This window comes from Streptomyces sp. PKU-EA00015 (assembly GCF_013387495.1).
Lineage (GTDB): Bacteria > Actinomycetota > Actinomycetes > Streptomycetales > Streptomycetaceae > Streptomyces.
This window is the reverse complement of the sequence record NZ_JABZEE010000072.1, coordinates 1-21,443: the sequence shown is the minus strand read 5'-3', so window position 1 is coordinate 21,443 and position 21,443 is coordinate 1. Positions and strand designations below refer to the sequence as shown.

Annotated in this window: 18 protein-coding genes; 17 read left to right on the top strand and 1 reads right to left on the bottom strand. The window is 72.1% G+C overall.

Annotated features, from left to right (window positions below; translation table 11 throughout):
• The first annotated feature begins 14 nt into the window (after positions 1-14).
• The 11 genes from HW130_RS32135 to HW130_RS32085 all read left to right on the top strand — a co-directional run bounded on the left by HW130_RS32135 (position 15) and on the right by HW130_RS32085 (position 13,767).
• The gene (locus tag HW130_RS32135) at positions 15-560 is read left to right on the top strand and encodes a hypothetical protein (RefSeq protein WP_177153305.1); all 546 of its coding nucleotides are present in this window, start codon (positions 15-17) and stop codon (positions 558-560) included.
• Positions 557-1,693: a glutamine-hydrolyzing carbamoyl-phosphate synthase small subunit gene (gene carA, locus HW130_RS32130; protein ID WP_177153298.1), complete on the top strand. Its 1,137-nt coding sequence runs from the start codon at positions 557-559 to the stop codon at positions 1,691-1,693. The genes HW130_RS32135 and carA overlap by 4 nt, the downstream gene beginning before the upstream one ends.
• Positions 1,686-4,994 (top strand): carbamoyl-phosphate synthase large subunit, encoded by a 3,309-nt coding sequence (gene carB, locus HW130_RS32125; RefSeq protein ID WP_177153297.1) that lies wholly within the window; start codon positions 1,686-1,688, stop codon positions 4,992-4,994. The genes carA and carB overlap by 8 nt, the downstream gene beginning before the upstream one ends.
• A 58-nt stretch (positions 4,995-5,052) precedes the next feature.
• Entirely contained in the window at positions 5,053-6,162 is a 1,110-nt protein-coding gene (locus HW130_RS32120) for a quinone-dependent dihydroorotate dehydrogenase (RefSeq protein ID WP_177153296.1), read from the top strand.
• Complete coding sequence (gene pyrF, locus HW130_RS32115; protein WP_177153295.1) at positions 6,159-7,007, top strand: orotidine-5'-phosphate decarboxylase; 849 nt, start codon at positions 6,159-6,161, stop codon at positions 7,005-7,007. Before HW130_RS32120 ends, pyrF begins: the two co-directional genes overlap by 4 nt.
• A gap of 333 nt (positions 7,008-7,340) precedes the next feature.
• A complete protein-coding gene (locus HW130_RS32110) occupies positions 7,341-7,664 on the top strand; it encodes an integration host factor (RefSeq protein ID WP_005319887.1) in 324 nt (107 codons plus the stop codon).
• A 38-nt stretch (positions 7,665-7,702) separates the two neighbouring features.
• A complete protein-coding gene (gene gmk / locus HW130_RS32105) occupies positions 7,703-8,266 on the top strand; it encodes a guanylate kinase (RefSeq protein ID WP_177153294.1) in 564 nt (187 codons plus the stop codon).
• 42 nt (positions 8,267-8,308) lie between these two features.
• A complete protein-coding gene (rpoZ, locus tag HW130_RS32100) occupies positions 8,309-8,581 on the top strand; it encodes a DNA-directed RNA polymerase subunit omega (protein ID WP_005319902.1) in 273 nt (90 codons plus the stop codon).
• Between the two features lie 134 nt (positions 8,582-8,715).
• Entirely contained in the window at positions 8,716-9,927 is a 1,212-nt protein-coding gene (gene coaBC, locus HW130_RS32095; protein WP_177153293.1) for a bifunctional phosphopantothenoylcysteine decarboxylase/phosphopantothenate--cysteine ligase CoaBC, read from the top strand.
• Between the two features lie 274 nt (positions 9,928-10,201).
• Positions 10,202-11,410 (top strand): methionine adenosyltransferase, encoded by a 1,209-nt coding sequence (gene metK / locus HW130_RS32090; protein ID WP_177153292.1) that lies wholly within the window; start codon positions 10,202-10,204, stop codon positions 11,408-11,410.
• 212 nt (positions 11,411-11,622) lie between these two features.
• Positions 11,623-13,767, top strand: coding sequence for a primosomal protein N' (locus tag HW130_RS32085; protein WP_177153291.1), 2,145 nt, complete (start codon positions 11,623-11,625; stop codon positions 13,765-13,767).
• A 241-nt stretch (positions 13,768-14,008) separates the two neighbouring features.
• Here the strand turns inward: HW130_RS32085 and HW130_RS32080 are convergent, their stop codons facing one another.
• Complete coding sequence (locus HW130_RS32080; RefSeq protein ID WP_177153290.1) at positions 14,009-14,500, bottom strand: hypothetical protein; 492 nt, start codon at positions 14,498-14,500, stop codon at positions 14,009-14,011.
• Between the two features lie 237 nt (positions 14,501-14,737).
• On the opposite strand from HW130_RS32080, the gene fmt reads away from it, so the two are divergent.
• The 6 genes from fmt to HW130_RS32050 all read left to right on the top strand — a co-directional run.
• Positions 14,738-15,670, top strand: a complete 933-nt coding sequence (gene fmt, locus HW130_RS32075; protein ID WP_177153289.1) for a methionyl-tRNA formyltransferase — start codon at positions 14,738-14,740, stop codon at positions 15,668-15,670.
• A gap of 73 nt (positions 15,671-15,743) precedes the next feature.
• Positions 15,744-17,177 carry an RsmB/NOP family class I SAM-dependent RNA methyltransferase gene (locus tag HW130_RS32070; protein ID WP_177153288.1) on the top strand — a complete coding sequence of 478 codons (1,434 nt, stop codon included), beginning with the start codon at positions 15,744-15,746 and terminating at the stop codon, positions 17,175-17,177.
• Between the two features lie 273 nt (positions 17,178-17,450).
• Positions 17,451-18,137 (top strand): ribulose-phosphate 3-epimerase, encoded by a 687-nt coding sequence (rpe, locus tag HW130_RS32065; RefSeq protein ID WP_177153287.1) that lies wholly within the window; start codon positions 17,451-17,453, stop codon positions 18,135-18,137.
• 105 nt (positions 18,138-18,242) lie between these two features.
• Positions 18,243-19,283: a sugar-binding transcriptional regulator gene (locus HW130_RS32060; protein ID WP_177153286.1), complete on the top strand. Its 1,041-nt coding sequence runs from the start codon at positions 18,243-18,245 to the stop codon at positions 19,281-19,283.
• 161 nt (positions 19,284-19,444) lie between these two features.
• Positions 19,445-20,926, top strand: a complete 1,482-nt coding sequence (locus HW130_RS32055) for a GuaB1 family IMP dehydrogenase-related protein (protein WP_177153285.1) — start codon at positions 19,445-19,447, stop codon at positions 20,924-20,926.
• Between the two features lie 160 nt (positions 20,927-21,086).
• On the top strand, positions 21,087-21,443 hold a 357-nt coding region (locus HW130_RS32050), incomplete at its 3' end, for a sigma factor (RefSeq protein WP_375256607.1).

The following is a 21,443-nucleotide window of genomic DNA, read 5'->3' as shown; positions in this document are numbered from 1 at the left end:
CTGCACTCATCACCATGGCGGCGGAGCAGAAGTCCGCGGAGGTGACCGACTGGGCGGCCCGCCTCGGCTGGGTCGCCGGACTGCTGCTCTTCATCGCCTTCGTCTACTGGCTGATGCGCCAGGGCTGGAAGTGGCGCGGCAGCCTCCAGTCCGACCTGCCCGAGCTCCCGGCCGTGCCGGAGCAGCCCGGCGAGGCGAAACTGACGATGAGCGGCCGCTACCACGGATCCACGACCGCCGGGCAGTGGCTCGACCGGATCGTCGCCCACGGCCTCGGCGTGCGCAGCCGGGTCGAGCTCACGCTCACGGACGCCGGACTGGATGTCGTACGGCCCGGGGCGCAGGACTTCTTCGTACCGAGAAAGGCGCTGCGCGAGGCCCGGCTCGACAAGGGCATCGCGGGCAAGGTCCTCGCCGAGGGCGGTCTGCTGATCGTCACCTGGGCACACGGCGGCAGGCTCATCGACTCCGGCTTCCGCTCCGACCACGCGGCCGAGCAGAGCACCTGGGCCGACACCCTCAACACCATGATCAAGACGACGGAAGGCACCGCACGATGACGACCTCCACCAGGGGAGCCGCCAAGGCTCCCGCCGTACTCGTCCTGGAGGACGGCCGCACCTTCCGCGGCCGTGCCTACGGGGCCGTGGGGGAGACCTTCGGCGAGGCGGTGTTCAACACCGGCATGACGGGCTACCAGGAGACCCTGACGGACCCGTCGTACCACCGCCAGGTCGTGGTCATGACCGCGCCGCACGTCGGCAACACCGGCGTCAACGACGAGGACGACGAGTCGAAGCAGATCTGGGTCGCCGGCTACGTCGTCCGTGACCCCGCCCGCATCCCGTCCAACTGGCGCTCGCGCCGCTCCCTCGACGAGCAGCTGACCGCCCAGGGCATCGTCGGCATCAGCGGCATCGACACCCGCGCGCTCACCCGCCACCTGCGCGAGCGCGGCGCCATGCGCGTCGGCATCTTCTCCGGCGAGGCGCTGGCCGACAACGCCACCCTGCTCGCCCGGGTCCAGCAGGCCCCCGAGATGAAGGGCGCCGACCTCTCCTCCGAGGTCGCCACCACCGAGGCGTACGTCGTCCCGGCCATCGGCGAGAAGAAGTTCACCGTCGCCGCCCTCGACCTCGGTATCAAGGGCATGACCCCGCACCGCATGGCGGAGCGCGGCATCGAGGTGCACGTCCTGCCCGCGACCGCCACCGCCGACGACGTCTACGCGGTGGACCCCGACGGCGTGTTCCTCTCGAACGGCCCCGGCGACCCCGCCACCGCCGACCTGACCGTCATCAAGGCGGTGCTGGAGCGCAGGACGCCGCTGTTCGGCATCTGCTTCGGCAACCAGCTGCTCGGCCGTGCGCTCGGCTTCGGCACGTACAAGCTGAAGTACGGCCACCGCGGCATCAACCAGCCCGTGCAGGACCGCACGACCGGCAAGGTCGAGGTCACCGCGCACAACCACGGATTCGCCGTCGAGGCGCCCCTCGACAAGGTCTCCGACACTCCCTACGGCCGCGCCGAGGTCTCCCACGTCTGCCTGAACGACAACGTGGTGGAGGGCCTGCAGCTGCTCGACCAGCCGGCCTTCAGCGTCCAGTACCACCCCGAGGCGGCTGCCGGCCCGCACGACGCCGCGTACCTCTTCGACCGCTTCGTATCCCTGATGGAGGCCGAGCGTGCCTAAGCGCACCGATATCCAGTCCGTCCTGGTCATCGGCTCCGGCCCGATCGTCATCGGCCAGGCCGCCGAGTTCGACTACTCCGGCACCCAGGCCTGCCGCGTCCTGAAGTCCGAGGGACTGCGCGTCATCCTGGTCAACTCCAACCCGGCCACGATCATGACCGACCCGGAGATCGCCGACGCCACCTACGTCGAGCCGATCACCCCCGAGTTCGTCGAGAAGATCATCGCCAAGGAGCGCCCCGACGCGCTGCTGCCCACCCTCGGCGGCCAGACCGCGCTCAACACCGCCATCTCCATGCACGAGCAGGGTGTGCTGGAGAAGTACGGCGTCGAGCTGATCGGCGCCAACGTCGAGGCCATCAACAAGGGCGAGGACCGCGACCTGTTCAAGGAGGTCGTGGAGGCCGTCCGGGAGAAGATCGGCCACGGCGAGTCCGCCCGCTCGGTCATCTGCCACTCCATGGACGACGTCATCAAGGGCGTCGAGACCCTCGGCGGCTACCCCGTCGTCGTCCGCCCGTCCTTCACCATGGGCGGCGCCGGCTCCGGCTTCGCCCACGACGAGGACGAGCTGCGCCGGATCGCCGGCCAGGGCCTCACGCTCTCCCCGACCACCGAGGTGCTCCTGGAGGAGTCCATCCTCGGCTGGAAGGAGTACGAGCTGGAGCTGATGCGCGACAAGAACGACAACGTCGTGGTCGTCTGCTCCATCGAGAACTTCGACCCGATGGGCGTCCACACCGGTGACTCCATCACCGTCGCCCCGGCGATGACCCTCACCGACCGCGAGTACCAGCGCCTGCGCGACATCGGCATCGCGATCATCCGCGAGGTCGGCGTGGACACCGGCGGCTGCAACATCCAGTTCGCCGTCAACCCCGACGACGGCCGGATCATCGTCATCGAGATGAACCCGCGCGTCTCCCGGTCCTCCGCGCTCGCGTCCAAGGCCACCGGCTTCCCGATCGCCAAGATCGCCGCGAAGCTCGCCGTCGGCTACACGCTGGACGAGATCCCGAACGACATCACGGAGAAGACGCCGGCCTCCTTCGAGCCGACCCTCGACTACGTCGTGGTCAAGGCTCCGCGGTTCGCCTTCGAAAAGTTCCCGTCCGCCGACGCCACCCTCACCACCACCATGAAGTCCGTCGGCGAGGCCATGGCCATCGGCCGGAACTTCACCGAGGCGCTCCAGAAGGCCCTGCGCTCCCTGGAGAAGAAGGGCAGCCAGTTCTCCTTCACCGGCGAGCCCGGCGACAAGGACGAGCTGCTGCGCGAGGCCGTGCGCCCGACCGACGGCCGGATCAACACCGTCATGCAGGCCATCCGCGCGGGCGCCACGCCCGAGGAGGTCTTCGAGGCGACGAAGATCGACCCCTGGTTCGTCGACCAGCTGTTCCTGATCAAGGAGTACGCCGACGAGCTCGCCGCCGCCGAGAAGCTCTACCCAGAGCTGCTCGCCGAGGCCAAGCGACACGGCTTCTCCGACGCCCAGATCGCCGAGATCCGCGGCCTGCGCGAGGACGTGGTGCGCGAGGTGCGGCACGCGCTCGGCATCCGCCCGGTCTACAAGACGGTCGACACCTGCGCCGCGGAGTTCGCCGCCCGGACCCCGTACTTCTACTCGTCCTACGACGAGGAGTCCGAGGTCGCGCCGCGCACCCGGCCCGCCGTGATCATCCTCGGCTCCGGCCCCAACCGCATCGGCCAGGGCATCGAGTTCGACTACTCCTGTGTCCACGCCTCCTTCGCACTGCACGACGCCGGGTACGAGACCGTGATGGTCAACTGCAACCCGGAGACCGTCTCCACGGACTACGACACCTCCGACCGCCTGTACTTCGAGCCGCTCACGCTCGAGGACGTGCTGGAGATCGTCCACGCCGAGTCGCTCGCCGGTCCCATCGCCGGCGTCGTCGTCCAGCTCGGCGGCCAGACCCCGCTGGGTCTCGCCCAGGCGCTGAAGGACAACGGCGTCCCGGTCGTCGGCACCTCCCCGGAGGCCATCCACGCCGCCGAGGACCGCGGCGCCTTCGGCCAGGTCCTCGCCGATGCCGGCCTGCCCGCGCCCAAGCACGGCACGGCCACCACCTTCGCCGGCGCCAAGGCCATCGCCGACGAGATCGGCTACCCGGTCCTGGTCCGCCCGTCGTACGTGCTCGGCGGCCGGGGCATGGAGATCGTCTACGACGAGGCGCGGCTTGAGGCCTACATCGCCGAGTCCACCGAGATCTCCCCGACCCGCCCCGTGCTCGTCGACCGCTTCCTCGACGACGCGATCGAGATCGACGTCGACGCCCTCTACGACGGCACCGAGCTCTACCTCGGCGGCGTCATGGAGCACATCGAGGAGGCCGGCATCCACTCCGGCGACTCGGCCTGCGCCCTGCCCCCGATCACCCTCGGCGGCTTCGACATCAAGCGCCTGCGCGCCTCCACCGAGGCGATCGCGAAGGGCGTCGGCGTCCGCGGCCTGATCAACATCCAGTTCGCGATGGCCGGCGACATCCTGTACGTCCTCGAGGCCAACCCGCGCGCCTCCCGGACCGTCCCCTTCACCTCGAAGGCGACCGCGGTCCCGCTCGCCAAGGCCGCCGCGCGCATCTCGCTCGGCGCGACCATCGCCGAGCTGCGCGAGGAGGGCCTGCTGCCGAAGAACGGCGACGGCGGCACCCTGCCGCTGGACGCGCCGATCTCCGTCAAGGAGGCCGTCATGCCCTGGTCGCGCTTCCGCGACGTGCACGGTCGCGGCGTGGACACCATCCTCGGCCCGGAGATGCGCTCCACCGGTGAGGTCATGGGCATCGACTCGGTCTTCGGCACGGCGTACGCCAAGTCGCAGGCCGCCGCCTACGGCCCCCTGCCCACCAAGGGACGCGCCTTCGTCTCCGTCGCCAACCGCGACAAGCGCTCGATGATCTTCCCGGCGCGCGAGCTGGTCGCGCACGGCTTCGAGCTGCTCGCCACGTCCGGCACGGCCGAGGTGCTCAAGCGCAACGGCATCAACGCCACCATCGTGCGCAAGCAGTCCGAGGGCCCGGGGCCGGACGGTGAGCGGACCATCGTCCAGCTCATCCACGACGGCGAGGTCGACCTCATCGTCAACACCCCCTACGGCACCGGCGGCCGCCTCGACGGCTACGACATCCGTACGGCGGCGGTCGCCCGCTCCGTACCGTGCCTCACGACGGTCCAGGCGCTCGCCGCGGCGGTCCAGGGCATCGACGCCCTCAACCACGGCGGCGTGGGCGTCCGATCGCTCCAGGAACACGCGGAACACCTGACCGCGGCCCGCGACTAGCAGCCATGAGGGGGACACCGGAAACGGTGTCCCCCTCCTCATGAGGACACCACTTCCCATGTACAAGTTCTTCTTCCACCTCGTCTTCCAGCGCATGGACCCGGAGGAGGCCCACTACCTGGCCTTCCGGTGGATCCGCCTCGCGGCCCGCGTGCCCGTCCTGCGCACCTTCGTCGCCGCGGTGCTCGCCCCCCGCCACAAGGAGCTGCGCACCGAGGCCCTCGGTCTGCGCATGCACGGCCCGTTCGGGCTCGCGGCCGGCTTCGACAAGAACGCCGTCGCCATCGACGGCATGGCGATGCTGGGCTTCGACCATGTCGAGATCGGCACGGTCACGGGGGAGGCCCAGCCCGGCAACCCCAGGAAGCGGCTCTTCCGGCTGGTCCCGGACCGCGCCTTGATCAACCGCATGGGCTTCAACAACGAGGGCTCGGCCGTGGTCGCCGAACGGCTGCGCGCCCGGGTACCGGTCTTCAGGACCGTCGTCGGCGTCAACATCGGCAAGACCAAGGTCGTCCCGGAGGCCGAGGCCGCCGCCGACTACGTGAAGTCGACCGAGCGCCTGGCCGCCCACGCCGACTACCTCGTCGTCAACGTCTCCTCGCCCAACACCCCCGGCCTGCGCAATCTCCAGGCCACCGAGTCGCTGCGCCCGCTGCTCACCGCCGTGCGCGAGGCGGCGGACCGCACCGTCACCGACCGCCGCGTCCCGCTCCTGGTCAAGATCGCCCCCGATCTGGCGGACGAGGACCTCGACGCCGTGGCGGACCTCGCGGTCGAGCTGGGCCTCGACGGCATCATCGCCACCAACACCACGATCGCCCGTGAGGGCCTCGGGCTGACGTCCTCGCCCGAACTCATCGGGGAGACCGGCGGCCTGTCCGGCGCCCCGGTCAAGGCGCGCTCCCTGGAGGTCCTGCGCCGCCTGTACGCCCGCGTCGGGGACCGCATCACCCTCGTCGGCGTCGGCGGCATCGAGAACGCCGAGGACGCCTGGCAGCGCATCCTCGCCGGCGCCACCCTCGTCCAGGGCTACAGCGCCTTCGTCTACGAAGGCCCGTTCTACGCCCGCGCGATCCACAAGGGCCTCGCCGCGCGCCTCGCGGCCAGCCCGTACGCCACCCTCGCCGATGCCGTCGGCGCCGAGACGCGAAAGGTCACCGCATGAGTCCTCTGGAGCCCTTCGGCACACGCCTGCGCCACGCCATGGACACCCGCGGTCCGCTGTGCGTCGGCATCGACCCGCACGCCTCGCTGCTGACCGCCTGGGGCCTGGACGACGACGTCGCCGGCCTGGAGCGGTTCACCCGCACCACGGTCGAGGCGCTCGCCGACCGGGTCGCCGTCCTGAAGCCGCAGTCCGCGTTCTTCGAGCGCTTCGGCTCGCGCGGCATCGCCGTCCTGGAGAAGGCCGTCGAGGAGGCACGGGCCGCCGGCGCGCTGGTCCTCATGGACGCCAAGCGCGGCGACATCGGCTCCACCATGGGCGCGTACGCGGAGACGTTCCTGCGCAAGGGCTCGCCGCTGTTCTCGGACGCCGTCACGGTGTCCCCGTACCTCGGCTTCGGTTCGCTGCGGCCCGCGCTCGACCAGGCCGTACTGAGCGGCTGCGGCGTCTTCGTCCTGGCGCTGACCTCCAACCCGGAGGGCGCCGAGGTGCAGCGCTCCACGGCGGCGAACGGCGCGTCCCTGGCGCAGCTGATGCTGCAGCACATGGCCGCCGAGAACGAGGGCGCCGAGCCGCTCGGCTCCGTCGGCGCCGTCGTCGGTGCGACGCTCGGCGACGCCGGCGTGGACCTCGACATCAACGGCCCGCTGCTGGCTCCGGGCATCGGCGCGCAGGGGGCGACACCGGCGGACCTCCCCGGTGTCTTCGGCGCGGCCGTCGGCAACGTCGTGCCGAGCGTCAGCCGCGGTGTGCTCAGGCAGGGCCCGGACGCGGCCGCGCTGCGGGCCGCCGCCGAGCGGTTCACGGACGAGGTGCGCGAGGCGGTGGCGTCGGCCGGGGTCTGACCCGGGAGGTGAGGAGCGTGCGCGTGCGCTCTCGGGTACCGGTCGCACGCGTTGCGTGACCGCCGAGAACCCAGGAGTGCGGATCCGTGCAGGACTTCTCGGCCGAAAAGCCGGTCGTTATGTCGGAAATGTCCTAGTCGGTCGATGCTGACCAGGACTTTTCGTCTGTTCTCGCTGACTGGAGCGGTGAGGGCCGCTAGTCTCCGTCCAAGAGCGAACGTGCAGGCGGCGTCCCGCAAAGGGTCCTGCGTTGCTCGTTGCTCGCCTGGTGTGGGGCGACTAGGTTCCTCACCGGTCCGTATCCGACAGTTCGACATCCGAGGTGACGTAGGCGTGGCTCTTCCGCCCCTTACCCCTGAACAGCGCGCAGCCGCGCTCGAAAAGGCCGCCGCGGCTCGCCGGGAGCGGGCCGAGGTCAAGAATCGACTCAAGCACTCCGGCGCCTCCCTCCACGAGGTCATCAAGCAGGGCCAGGAGAACGACGTCATCGGCAAGATGAAGGTCTCCGCCCTCCTCGAGTCCCTGCCGGGCGTGGGCAAGGTCCGCGCCAAGCAGATCATGGAGCGGCTCGGCATCTCCGAGAGCCGCCGGGTCCGTGGTCTCGGCTCCAACCAGATCGCTTCCCTGGAGCGCGAGTTCGGCGGCGGCGCCGCCTGACGTTCCCGGGCACCCCCGGGAACCTGGATAATCGCTGCATGGCAGCAGAGGTACGTCCGCGGCTGACCGTGCTCTCCGGCCCCTCCGGGGTCGGCAAGAGCACGGTCGTCGCCCATATGCGCAAGGTCCACCCCGAAGTCTGGCTCTCGGTGTCGGCGACCACCCGGAAGCCGCGGCCCGGCGAGAAGCACGGCGTCCAGTACTTCTTCGTCACGGACGAGGAGTTCGACAAGCTGGTCGCCAACGGCGAGCTGCTGGAGTGGGCCGAGTTCGCGGGCAACCGCTATGGCACGCCGCGTCGCGCGGTCCTCGACCGCCTGGAGGCGGGCGAGCCGGTGCTGCTGGAGATCGATCTCCAGGGTGCGCGGCAGGTCAAGGAGTCCATGCCGGAGTCGCAGCTGGTCTTCCTGGCCCCGCCGAGCTGGGACGAGCTGGTCCGTCGGCTCACCGGCCGCGGCACCGAGTCCGCGGACGTCATCGAGCGCCGGCTGGCGGTCGCCAAGGTCGAGCTCGCCGCCGAGTCGGAGTTCGACACGACCCTGGTCAACACCTCCGTCGAGGACGTGGCCCGCGAGCTGCTAGCCTTGATGGCAGTTGTTTGATCTTTTGTCCGATCTTTCTGCACGTTCTTCGGAAGGCTTAGAGTGTCCTCTTCCATCACCGCGCCCGAGGGCATCATCAACCCGCCGATCGACGAGCTGCTCGAGGCGACTGACTCGAAGTACAGCCTCGTGATCTACGCGGCCAAGCGCGCGCGCCAGATCAACGCGTACTACTCGCAGCTCGGTGAGGGCCTGCTCGAGTACGTCGGTCCGCTGGTGGACACCCACGTCCACGAGAAGCCGCTCTCGATCGCCCTGCGGGAGATCAACGCGGGTCTGCTCACCTCCGAGGCCATCGAGGGCCCGGCGCAGTAGGCGCGACGCATCGTTCTTCACCACAGGCCCGGCGGAGCATCCGCCGGGCCTGCGGTCTGTTCGGGGGGCGCGGAACGCCGTCCCCCCGGAGTGATGCAGCATGGGGGAACCAACCGAGTGCGGGGAGGCGTGCAGTGGACGCGAGTGTCAGGCCGAGGGTCGTCCTCGGGGTCAGCGGCGGCATCGCCGCGTACAAGGCGTGCGAGCTGCTGCGCAGGCTCACCGAGTCCGGCCACGACGTCCGGGTCGTGCCGACCGCGTCGGCCCTGAACTTCGTCGGCGCCGCGACCTGGTCGGCGCTGTCGGGCCACCCTGTCTCCACCGAGGTCTGGAACGACGTCCACGAGGTCCCGCACGTCCGCATCGGCCAGCACGCCGACCTCGTCGTCGTCGCCCCCGCCACCGCCGACATGCTCGCCAAGGCCGCTCACGGCCTCGCCGACGACCTGCTCACCAACACGCTGCTCACGGCCCGCTGTCCGGTCGTCTTCGCTCCCGCGATGCACACCGAGATGTGGGAGCACCCCGCCACCCAGGAGAACGTCGCCACGCTGCGCCGCCGCGGCGCCGTCGTCATCGAGCCCGCCGTCGGCCGGCTCACCGGCGTCGACACCGGCAAGGGCCGGCTGCCCGAGCCGGGCGAGATCTTCGAGGTGTGCCGGCGGGTGCTCGCCCGCGGGGTGACCGCCCCCGACCTCGCCGGCCGCCACGTCGTCGTCAGCGCCGGCGGCACCCGCGAACCGCTCGACCCGGTCCGCTACCTCGGCAACCGCTCCTCCGGCAAGCAGGGCTACGCCCTGGCCCGTACCGCGGCCGCCCGCGGCGCGCGCGTCACCCTCGTCGAGGCGAACACCGGCATCGCCGACCCGGCGGGCGTCGACGTCGTCCACGTCGGCACGGCGGTCCAGCTGCGCGAGGCGGTCCTCAAGGCCGCCGCCGACGCCGACGCGGTGGTCATGGCGGCGGCGGTCGCCGACTTCCGGCCCGCCGAGTACGCCACGGGCAAGATCAAGAAGAAGGACGGCACCGAGGCGCCGACCGTCGCGCTCGTGCGCAACCCCGACATCCTCGCCGAGATCTCGGCCGACCGGGCTCGCCCGGGGCAGGTGATCGTCGGCTTCGCGGCCGAGACCGACGACGTCCTCGCCAACGGACGCGACAAGCTGCGCCGCAAGGGGTGCGACCTGCTCGTCGTCAACGAGGTGGGGGAGCGCAGGACCTTCGGGGCCGAGGAGAACGAGGCGGTCGTCCTGGCCGCCGACGGTGCCGAGACCCCCGTCCCGTACGGGCCCAAGGAGGCCCTCGCCGACACGGTCTGGGACCTCGTCGTCCCGCGGCTCGGCTGAGGGCCCGGCGGGCCGTGTGACGAACTCTGGGCGAATTTCCGGCGACGGCCCGCCCGTGAGAAACCAGCGAAATGTGGCGAATCGCTCAGCCCGCAGGCGCTATGGTCATAGCGTCTCGGCCATGGACCACAGGTCAGGGGGCTCCCAAGCTGCGAGACGGGTTGTCCGGCGATGGAAAGCGACCGATAAACTGGTCCGCGGAACGTCGCGGGGCGCAGCCCCCTGCCGGTCCGTCAATGATCAGCCAGCAGCCGCTGCAACCCCAGGGAGCGATGTGTCCCGCCGTCTCTTCACCTCGGAGTCCGTGACCGAGGGCCACCCCGACAAGATCGCCGACCAGATCAGCGACACGATTCTCGACGCCCTTCTGCGGGAGGACCCGACGTCCCGGGTCGCCGTGGAGACCCTGATCACCACCGGCCTCGTGCACGTCGCCGGTGAGGTGACCACCAAGGCGTACGCCGACATCCCCACCCTCGTGCGCAACAAGATCCTGGAGATCGGTTACGACTCCTCGAAGAAGGGTTTCGACGGCGCCTCCTGCGGAGTGTCGGTGTCCATCGGCGCGCAGTCTCCCGACATCGCGCAGGGCGTCGACACGGCGTACGAGAAGCGCGTCGAGGGCGACGAGGACGAGCTCGACAAGCAGGGCGCCGGCGACCAGGGCCTGATGTTCGGTTACGCGTGCGACGAGACGCCCGAGCTGATGCCGCTGCCGATCCACCTCGCGCACCGGCTCTCGCGCCGCCTGTCCGAGGTCCGCAAGAACGGCACCATCCCCTACCTGCGTCCCGACGGCAAGACCCAGGTCACCATCGAGTACGACGGTGACAAGGCCGTCCGCCTCGACACCGTGGTGGTGTCCTCGCAGCACGCGTCCGACATCGACCTGGACTCGCTGCTCGCGCCCGACATCCGCGAATTCGTCGTCGAGCACGTGCTCAAGCAGCTCGTCGAGGACGGCATCAAGCTGGACACCGACGGCTACCGCCTCCTGGTGAACCCGACCGGCCGCTTCGAGATCGGCGGCCCGATGGGCGACGCCGGTCTGACCGGCCGCAAGATCATCATCGACACCTACGGCGGCATGGCCCGCCACGGCGGCGGCGCCTTCTCCGGCAAGGACCCGTCCAAGGTGGACCGCTCGGCGGCCTACGCGATGCGCTGGGTGGCGAAGAACGTCGTCGCGGCCGGCCTCGCGGCCCGCTGCGAGGTCCAGGTCGCGTACGCGATCGGCAAGGCCGAGCCCGTCGGTCTGTTCGTGGAGACCTTCGGCACGGCGACGATCGACGTCGAAAAGATCGAGCAGGCCATCGCCGAGGTCTTCGACCTGCGTCCGGCCGCGATCATCCGCGACCTCGACCTGCTCCGCCCGATCTACGCCCAGACCGCGGCGTACGGCCACTTCGGCCGCGAGCTCCCCGACTTCACCTGGGAGCGCACGGACCGCGTCGACGCGCTGCGCGCGGCGGCGGGGCTGTGAGCCTGTAGCAGTACGGCTTTCGCGAGGGCCCCGGACCGTGTCGGTCCGGGGCCCTCGCGCGTACTGAGGCAGCCCAGGCCGGGCCGTCGGCGGTGGCCGGGGATCCGGCCGCCGGGCGTACCGGTCCGGGCTGTCCGCAGAGCCGTGCTCGGGCCCGTCGGCCCGGTCGACGGGCCCGAGCGCTGTCAGTGGGCTCTGGTAGGAATGGGGCTGTGAGCAGCGACGACGAGCAGCCGGAGGAGTCCGCCGCGGGCGGGCCCGAGCAGCTTGCGCTCATCAGGGAGACCGTGCGCAAGGCCAAGGTGCCCAAGGCCAAGCCGCGCACCTGGCGGGGGGCCGCGCTCGCCCGGGAGCTGCCCGTCGCGCGGGTCGTCGTCAACAAGGGCGTCCTGCACCTCGACCAGTTCTTCGACTACGCCGTCCCCGAGGAGCTCGACGCCGCGGCACAGCCCGGTGTGCGGGTGCGCGTACGGTTCGGGGCGGGGGCGCACCGGGTGCGGGACGGACGCCGTGAGGGCGGCGGGCTCATCGACGGCTTCCTGGTCGAGCGCCTGGCCGAGACCGACTACACCGGCCCCCTCGCGGCACTCGCCCACGTCGTCTCGCCCGAGCCCGTCCTCGGCCCGCAGATGCTCCGCCTCGCCCGCGCTGTCGCCGACCGGTACGCGGGCAGCCTCGCCGACGTGCTGCAGCTCGCGGTGCCGCCGAGGAACGGACGCGCGGAGGCGAAGCCGTCGCCCGAGCCGCTGCCGCCGCCTGCCCCTCCCGGAGCAGGCTCCTGGGAGCGGTACGGGCGGGGGGCCGCCTTCATCGACGCTCTCGCGACGGGCGGCGCCCCGCGTGCCGTGTGGACCGCGCTGCCCGGCCCGCAGTGGCCCGAGGAACTGGCTTGCGCGGTCGCCGCGACGCTCGCGTCCGGGCGCGGAGCGCTCGTCGTCGTGCCGGACGGGCGGCGCGCCGCCCGCGTGGACGCCGCCCTCACGGCTCTGCTGGGCGAGGGCCGCCACGCCCTCCTGACCGCCGAATCCGGGCCCGAGAAGCGCTACCGGCAGTGGCTCGCCGTGCGCCGGGGCTCCGTGCGGGCCGTGGTGGGCACCCGGGCCGCCATGTTCGCGCCGGTGCGGGACCTCGGGCTGGTCGTCGTCTGGGACGACGGCGACGCGAGCCACAGCGACGACAACGCCCCCTTCCCCCACGTCCGCGAGGTCCTGGAGCTACGCGCCGCCCACGACGGATGCGCCTTCCTGCTGGGCAGTACCAGCTGCACGGTCGAGGCCGCACAGCTCGTCGAGAGCGGCTGGGCGATGCCGCTCGTCTCCGACCGGGCGCGGGTCAGGGCCGCGGCGCCCCTGGTGCGCACCGTCGGCGACCAGGACCTCGCGCGGGACGAGGCCGCGCGCGCGGCGAGGCTGCCCAGCCTCGCCTGGCAGGCGGTACGGGACGGGCTGCGGACCGGACCCGTGCTGGTCCAGGTCCCCCGCCGCGGTTATGTGCCCCGGCTCGCCTGCGAACGCTGCCGCACGCCGGCGCGGTGCCGGCATTGCGCGGGGCCGCTGGAGGCGCCGGACGAGCGCGAGCTGCGCTGCGCGTGGTGCGGACAGGGGGAGCCCGAGTGGCACTGCGTCGCGTGCGGGTCGGTCCGGCTGCGGGCCCGGATCGTGGGCGCGCGCCGTACGGCGGAGGAACTGGGCCGCGCCTTTCCCGCCGTGCCCGTGCGCACCTCCGGCCGGGACCACGTGCTGGACGCCGTGCCGGGGCGCCCCGCGCTCGTGGTCTCCACGCCGGGCGCCGAGCCCGTGGCGGACGGCGGTTACGCCGCCGCGCTGCTCCTGGACGGCTGGGCCATGCTCGGGCGGCCCGATCTCCGCGCGGGCGAGGAGGCGCTGCGCCGCTGGATCGCCGCGGCCTCGCTGGTGCGGGGCCAGGAGGAGGGCGGCACGGTCGTCGTCGTCGCCGAGCCGACGCTGCGGCCGGTCCAGGCGCTCGTGCGGTGGGACCCGGTCGGCCATGCGCTGCGGGAGCTCGCCGAGCGGGCGGAGCTCGGGTTTCCGCCGGTGTCGCGGATGGCGGAGGTGGTGGGCCGTCCGGAGGCGGTCGCGTCGTTCCTGCTCGCCGCCGAACTGCCCGAGGAGGCCGAGGTGTTGGGACCGGTCCCGCTGCCGGTGACCGACGCCGGTCGGCCGCGCAGGCCCGGGGAGGCCCCGGTGGGGGAGCGCTGGGAGCGGGCGCTGCTGCGGGTGCCCCCGGGCCGGGGGGCGGCGTTGGCGGCTGCTCTCAAGTCGGCGCAGGCGTCGCGCCTCGCCCGTGGTGGCACGGACCCGGTCCGGATCAGGATCGACCCGCCGGACATCGGCTGAGGGGACCCTGCGGGGCGGTAGTGCCCCCATGGGCGGCCGGAGTCTCGGGGAGTTGGGGATACCCGGACTGCTTTCCGGGTGCCGGACGTGGTGCCGTCTCGCGACGGCTCAGGTCCTTTCGCCTCATCCCGCCCCCTCCCGCGGTGGAGGCCGTTGCGGCTGTCGGTCGCCTCCACGGCGGTGGTCTCTGCCCCTCGGGAGCGGGTGGCTGCGGGTGCGGGGACGTCAGCCCCACCAGGCGTCAGCCGTTGCGCGGACCGGGGAACGCGCCCGGGCGCGGGTCCGCCGGCTGCGGGGGCATCGAGCGTGCGGCCGGAACGGCCGGCATCGGCGGCAGTGTGCGGGTCGTCGTCGGCTCGGGCTCCGCGGCACCCGGCTGGGGCGTCGCCCTGCGGGCACCGTAACGGCGGTGCACCGCCTGCTTCGTGACCCCGAGCGCCGAGCCCACCGCGTCCCAGGAGAAGCCCAGCGAACGGTCGAAGTCCACGGCCGCGGTCACCAGCGTCTCGACGCTGTCGCGCAGCTCCTGCGCGAGACGGACGGTCGGTGCCGGGGCCCTGCCGTAGACGACGAAGCCCGTGGACGGGCCGGAGCGGCGCGGGCGGTAGACATTGCCCAACTGGGCGGTGAGCGTGCGCAATGCGTCCACCTGCCGGCGGACCCGCTCGATGTCCCGCACCAACAGGTGCAGACTCGCCCGGGCTTGGGCGTCATGGGTTGCGTGGTCGGCCATTGACAAGCCTCTCGAACCGGCGTTGAAAGGGGCCGGGCCGCATCCGGGCGGCCCGCTTCGGTCAATCTCTCTTGACCAACGCCCCAGCCGCCGATCTGGTCACGCTTCGGGGCGTATGCGCTTTTGTACACGGCGCGTGGTCTCCCGTACGCCCCCTGCGGCCCCGCCCCATAGACTGGTGAGCTGCTCGTCGCACCAAGTACGCACCGCACACGTCCGAGAGGCAGTCAGCCACCGATGAAGCTCGTCTTCGCAGGCACCCCCGAGGTCGCCGTCCCCGCCCTGGACGCTCTGATCGCCTCCGGACGGCACGAGGTCGCCGCGGTGGTCACCAGGCCGGACGCGCCCGCCGGACGCGGCAGGCACCTGGTGGCCAGCCCGGTCGCCCAGCGCGCCGAGGAGGCCGGGATCGAGGTGCTCAAGCCGGTCAGGCCGCGCGACGAGGCGTTCCTGGAGCGGCTGCGCGAGATCGCCCCGGACTGCTGCCCGGTCGTCGCCTACGGGGCGCTGCTGCCCAAGGCAGCACTCGACGTGCCCGCCCGCGGCTGGGTCAATCTGCACTTCTCTCTGCTGCCCGCCTGGCGCGGTGCCGCCCCCGTCCAGCACGCGATCCTCGCCGGGGACGAGATGACCGGTGCCGCCACCTTCCAGATCGAGGAGGGCCTCGACTCGGGGCCGGTGTACGGCGTGATCACCGAGCCCGTGCGGCCCACCGACACCAGCGGTGACCTGCTGACGCGGCTGGCTTTCGCCGGCGCCGGGCTGCTCTCGGCGACGATGGACGGCATCGAGGACGGCACCCTGAAGCCCGTGCCGCAGCCTGCCGAGGGGGTCTCCCTGGCCCCGAAGATCACCGTCGAGGACGCCCACGTGGACTTCGCCGCCCCCGCGCTGCGCGTCGACCGCGTCGTCCGCGGCTGCACGCCCGCCCCCGGCGCCTGGACGCTCTTCCGCGGCGAGCGGCTCAAGCTGATCCAGGTCACGCTGCTTCCCGACCGCACGGACCTGGGCCCCGGCGAGCTGGACCCGGGCAAGAACAACGTCTACGCGGGCACCGGATCGCACGCCGTCGAGTTGCTCTGGGTCCAGCCCCAGGGCAAGAAGCCGATGCGGGCGGCGGACTGGGCGCGCGGGGTGCGCATCGCCCCGGGCGAGAGGCTCGGCGCCTAGCCGTCCCGCCGGGAGGCACGGCGCGGCGGCGTAGGGTGGGAGGGTTCAACCCTCTTCGAACGCGGAGCACCTTTTGAGCGAGCAGTCCCGTCGCCGTCCCCCCAAGCCGCACCGCCGGCCCAAGAAGGATCCCGTCCGGATCCTCGCCTTCGAGGCGCTGAGGGCCGTCGACGAGCGGGACGCGTACGCGAACCTGGTCCTGCCGCCCCTGCTGAAGAAGGCCCGCGACAAGGGCGACTTCGACACGCGGGACGCGGCGCTCGCCACGGAGCTCGTGTACGGCACGCTGCGCCGCCAGGGCACGTACGACGCGATCATCGCGGCCTGCATCGACCGGCCGCTGCGCGAGGTCGACCCGCCCGTGCTCGACGTGCTCGCGCTCGGCGCGCATCAGCTGCTGGGGACGCGGATCCCGACGCACGCGGCGGTGTCGGCGAGCGTGGAGCTCGCGCGGGTGGTGCTCGGCGACGGACGGGCCAAGTTCGTGAACGCCGTGCTCCGCAAGATCTCGCAGGACGACCTGGACACCTGGGTGGAGCGCGTCGCCCCGCCGTACGACGAGGACGCCGAGGACCACCTCGCGGTCGTGCACTCGCACCCGCGCTGGGTCGTCTCCGCGCTGTGGGACTCGCTCGGCGGCGGCCGCGCCGGCATCGAGGACCTGCTGGAGGCCGACAACGAGCGGCCCGAGGTGACCCTGGTCGCCCGGCCCGGCCGCGCGACGACCGGTGAACTGCTCGACGTGCTGGGCGAGGATTCGGCGCTGCCGGGCCGCTGGTCCCCGTACGCCGTCCGGCTCGCGGAGGGCGGCGAGCCCGGCGCGATCGCGGCCGTGCGCGAGGGGCGCGCCGGCGTGCAGGACGAGGGCAGCCAGCTCGTGGCGATCGCCCTGGCCAACGCCCCGCTGGACGGATCCGACGAGCGGTGGCTCGACGGCTGCGCCGGGCCCGGCGGCAAGGCCGCGCTGCTCGGCGCCCTCGCGGCCGGTCGCGGCGCGACGTTGCTGGCCTCCGAGAAGCAGCCGCACCGGGCACGCCTCGTGGACCGCGCGCTGACCGGCAACCCCGGCCCGTACCAGGTGATCGCGGCGGACGGCACGCGCCCGCCGTGGCGCCCCGGGTCCTTCGACCGGGTGCTCGTCGACGTGCCGTGCTCGGGTCTCGGCGCGCTGCGCCGCCGGCCCGAGGCCCGCTGGCGCCGCCGCCCGGAGGACCTGGAGGGCTTCGCGCCGCTCCAACGGAACCTGCTGCGCGAGGCGTTGAGGGCCGTGCGGGTCGGCGGCGTGGTCGGGTACGCCACCTGCTCGCCGCATCTCGCCGAGACGCGGGTCGTCGTGGACGACGTGCTGCGCGGGCGCGGCGGCCCCGCACCCGAGGCGGAGCTGGTGGACGCGCGGCCGCTGATGCCCGGCGTCCCGGCGCTCGGCGACGGCCCCGACGTCCAGCTGTGGCCGCATGTGCACGGGACCGACGCGATGTACCTGGCGCTGCTGCGCCGCACCGCGTAGCCACCGGCGGCCGGCCCGTATCAGCCGCGGCCCGGCCCGTCAGCCGGGCCGGGCCGCGGCGGGTGGGCCCGCCGCGGCCTCCCCTGGGATCCGGTGGGGCCACCACTTCGGGTGCGATCCGTTGCCGGCGTCCGGCAAAGTGCTCGCGAGGGCCGGGACGGCCGGTCGAATGGCCGGTATTGCGGTGGGCTGTGCGCATCCTGCCGGAGAGTGGTCCGTACCGAGTACCGTCCCGGGGAGGGGAAGCGCCCCGGAACATGGCAGGCTTGGCACATGGCCGTTCAGATCAGTCCCAGTATCCTCTCCGCCGACTTCTCGCGACTGGCGGAGGAGGCCGAGGCCGTCGCCGGCGCCGACTGGCTCCACGTCGACGTGATGGACAACCACTTCGTGCCCAATCTGACCCTGGGCGTGCCGGTCGTGGAGTCGCTCGCCAAGGCGACGGACACCCCGCTGGACTGCCACCTGATGATCGAGGACCCCGACCGCTGGGCTCCGCAGTACGTCGAGGCAGGCGCCGGCTCGGTCACCTTCCACGTCGAGGCCGCCGCCGCTCCCGTGCGTCTCGCCCGTGAGATCCGCGCCAAGGGCGCGCGCGCCTCCATGGCGCTCAAGCCCGCGACGCCGATCGAGCCGTACGAGGACCTGCTCCCCGAGCTCGACATGCTGCTGATCATGACCGTGGAGCCGGGCTTCGGCGGGCAGGCGTTCCTGGACATCATGCTGCCGAAGATCCGCCGCACGCGGGAGCTGATCACCAAGCACGGTCTCGAGCTGTGGCTCCAGGTCGACGGCGGGGTGTCGGCGTCGACGATCGAGCGGTGCGCGGAGGCGGGCGCCGATGTCTTCGTGGCCGGCTCCGCGGTCTACAACGCGGACGACCCGGCCGCGGCTGTGCGAATGCTCCGCGACCAGGCGTCGGCGGCCACCGCCTCGGCCGCCTGGGCGTGCGGCCACTGAGGAGGCGCTGCATGGCCGCGCTTGTTCAACCGATGTTGGCCCATCAGGGCTGATCAAGGACCGGCGGATCTGACAGGATGGCCGGACCCGGGAGTGTGTGTACGTGTGTACAGCAGTGAGGAGATCGCGGTGACTGCTAGGCCGGCGGGACGGTCCGCCCTGCGGATGGGACCCGCTGAGCTGGTGCAGGCGGCGGCCATGGCACGTCGCTTCTATCTCGAGGGCAAGTCCAAGATCCAGATCGCGGAGGAATTCGGCGTCAGCCGCTTCAAGGTCGCGCGGGTCCTCGAGACCGCCCTCGAACGTGACCTGGTACGGATCGAGATCCGGGTGCCCGCCGAGCTCGACGCCGAGCGTTCGGACGCGCTGCGCGCCCACTACGGACTGCGGCACGCGGTCGTCGTGGAGTCCCCGGCGGAGGCGGACGAGTCGCCCGACCCGGAAAACCTGGGCGAGGTGGCCGCGGACCTGCTCGGCGAGCTGGTGAACGAGGGCGACGTACTGGGTCTGGCCTGGGGCCGTTCGACCATCCACATGGCGGCGGCCCTGGACCGGCTGCCGCCGTGCACGGTCGTGCAGCTGACGGGCGTCTACGACGCGGGGACCGCCGAGCGCGGCTCCGTCGAGGCGGTACGGCGGGCGGCCCAGGTCTCCGGCGGCGAGGCCCACCCCATCTACGCGCCGATGCTGCTGCCGGACCCGGCCACCGCGGCGGCGCTCCGGCACCAGACGGGGATCGCCCGCGCCTTCGACTACTTCGACAAGGTGACCGTCGCCTGCGTCTCCATCGGCTCCTGGGAGCCGGGCATCTCGACGGTCCACGACATGCTCTCCGACGAGGAGCGCGCGCACTACGCCTCGCTCGGCGTGGCCGCGGAGATGTCCGCGCACCTCTTCGACACACAGGGCCGCCGCGTCGGGCGCGACCTGGGGGAGCGGTGCATCACGGTCGAGGCCGACCGGCTCCGCCGCATCCCCGAGGTCGTGGCGATCGCGGGCGGCCAGCGCAAGGCGGAGGCGATCGCGGCGGTGCTGCGCTCCGGTCTCGTGACCAGCCTGGTCACGGACACCGCGGTGGCCGACCTGCTGCTGACGTCGGAACCCGGCCAGCGGCCCGCGCTGGAGCGCGCGGACCCGGACGACTGACGGGGCGGCGGACCGCGTGTCGCAGCGCGGTCCGCCGGCCCCCGTGACCGGCCGTTTTGGAGGATCCGCTCGACGCACGGCGCCGTGACTGGAGCTTTCGCCGGGGCATGACAACAGGCCAGGCATGGGAGAATGAAGTACGTGCGTTTTCCCCGGCTGCAATGCCCGGGGATCCTCCGATCGACTGGGATGTTCAGCACGTGCGTTTCCTCAATGACCAGAAGCCGCCGTACGACCTGACGTACGACGATGTGTTCATGGTGCCGAGCCGTTCGGCCGTGGGTTCCCGCCAGGGCGTGGACCTGTCCTCACCCGACGGCACCGGCACGACCGTCCCGCTGGTCGTCGCCAACATGACGGCCATCGCCGGCCGCCGGATGGCCGAGACCGTCGCCCGCCGCGGCGGACTCGTCGTGATCCCCCAGGACATCCCGATCGACGTCGTCACCGACGTCATCTCCTGGGTCAAGACCCGCCACCACGTGCTGGACACCCCGATCGTCCTCGCGCCGCACCAGACCGTCGCCGACGCCCTGTCCCTGCTGTCCAAGCGGGCCCACGGCGCCGGTGTCGTCGTCGACGACGAGCACCGCCCCATCGGCATCGTCACCGACCACGATCTGGCCGGCGTGGACCGCTTCACCCAGCTGTCCGAGGTCATGTCCAAGGACCTCCTGCTGCTGGACGCGGACATCGACCCGCGCGAGGCGTTCAACCGGCTCGACGGCGCCAACCGCCGCTACGCCCCCGCGGTGGACGGCGACGGCAGGCTCGCCGGCGTCCTGACCCGCAAGGGCGCGCTGCGCGCCACGCTGTACACCCCGGCCGTCGACGCGCAGGGCAAGCTGCGCATCGCCGCCGCCGTCGGCATCAACGGCGATGTGGCCGGCAAGGCCAAGCAACTGCTGGACGCCGGTGTCGACACGCTCGTCGTGGACACCGCGCACGGCCACCAGGAGTCGATGATCAGCGCGATCAGGGCCGTGCGGGGCCTCGACCCGCACGTGCCGATCGTCGCGGGCAACATCGTGGCCGCCGAGGGCGTGCGCGATCTCGTCGAGGCCGGCGCGGACATCGTCAAGGTCGGTGTCGGACCGGGCGCCATGTGCACCACCCGCATGATGACCGGCGTGGGCCGCCCGCAGTTCTCGGCCGTCCTCGAATGCGCCGCCGAGGCGAAGAAGTACGGCAAGCACGTCTGGGCCGACGGCGGTGTCCGTCACCCGCGCGACGTCGCCATGGCGCTGGCCGCCGGCGCGTCGAACGTGATGATCGGCTCCTGGTTCGCCGGGACGTACGAGTCCCCGGGCGACCTCCAGCAGACCGCCGACGGACGCCTGTACAAGGAGTCGTTCGGCATGGCGTCCAAGCGCGCCGTGCGCAACCGCACCAGCGAGGAGTCCGCGTACGACCGGGCCCGCAAGGGGCTGTTCGAGGAGGGCATCTCCCACTCGCGCATGTTCCTCGACCCGGCCCGCCCGGGCGTCGAGGACCTGATCGACTCGATCATCGCGGGTGTGCGCTCCTCCTGCACGTACGCCGGTGCCGGCTCTCTCGAGGAGTTCGCCGAGAAGGCGATCGTCGGCGTCCAGAGCGCCGCCGGTTACGCGGAGGGCAAGCCGCTGCACGCCAGCTGGAGTTGATGCGCCCGCGTGGCCGGCACGTCCGGCTTCCGCGCCGGTCGCGGGGGCCGGACGCCGCGTTCCCGCGCGGGTTTTCCGCTTCCCCCGAAATCCCGTGCATGCGTGGGGACATCCGGGGTAGGCGCGCCTTCGCACTGACATCGGAGCAGGGGAGGACGAAGTGTCCACGGCGAGCACGGTCCCGACCGAACTCACGCAGCCTGGAGTCCAGCGCCCGGATATGGCGGAGCTGAATCTTCCGGATGTGCGGAATCCGGGGGAGGTTGCACCCAAGGACGCACGCGAGATCTCCAAGGTCTTCTTCGAGCGGCTCGCCTCGCTCGACGAAGGCACCCATGAGTACCAGTACGTCCGCAACACTCTGATCGAGCTCAACCTGGCCCTGGTCAAGTACGCGGCCGGCCGCTTCCGCAACCGCGCCGAGCAGATGGAGGACATCGTCCAGGTCGGCACCATCGGCCTGATCAAGGCGATCGACCGCTTCGAGCTCAGCCGCGAGGTCGAGTTCGCCACGTTC

Bases quoted from the DNA above. Each gene is read 5' to 3' on its own strand.
- HW130_RS32055 (WP_177153285.1), top strand. From the start codon at position 19,445: ATGCCCGGGGATCCTCCGATCGACTGGGATGTTCAGCACGTGCGTTTC.
- fmt (WP_177153289.1), top strand. From the start codon at position 14,738: ATGAAGCTCGTCTTCGCAGGCACCCCCGAGGTCGCCGTCCCCGCCCTG.
- HW130_RS32080 (WP_177153290.1), bottom strand. From the start codon at position 14,500: ATGGCCGACCACGCAACCCATGACGCCCAAGCCCGGGCGAGTCTGCAC.
- HW130_RS32120 (WP_177153296.1), top strand. From the start codon at position 5,053: ATGTACAAGTTCTTCTTCCACCTCGTCTTCCAGCGCATGGACCCGGAG.
- pyrF (WP_177153295.1), top strand. From the start codon at position 6,159: ATGAGTCCTCTGGAGCCCTTCGGCACACGCCTGCGCCACGCCATGGAC.
- HW130_RS32135 (WP_177153305.1), top strand. From the start codon at position 15: ATGGCGGCGGAGCAGAAGTCCGCGGAGGTGACCGACTGGGCGGCCCGC.
- carA (WP_177153298.1), top strand. From the start codon at position 557: ATGACGACCTCCACCAGGGGAGCCGCCAAGGCTCCCGCCGTACTCGTC.
- gmk (WP_177153294.1), top strand. From the start codon at position 7,703: ATGGCAGCAGAGGTACGTCCGCGGCTGACCGTGCTCTCCGGCCCCTCC.
- rpe (WP_177153287.1), top strand. From the start codon at position 17,451: ATGGCCGTTCAGATCAGTCCCAGTATCCTCTCCGCCGACTTCTCGCGA.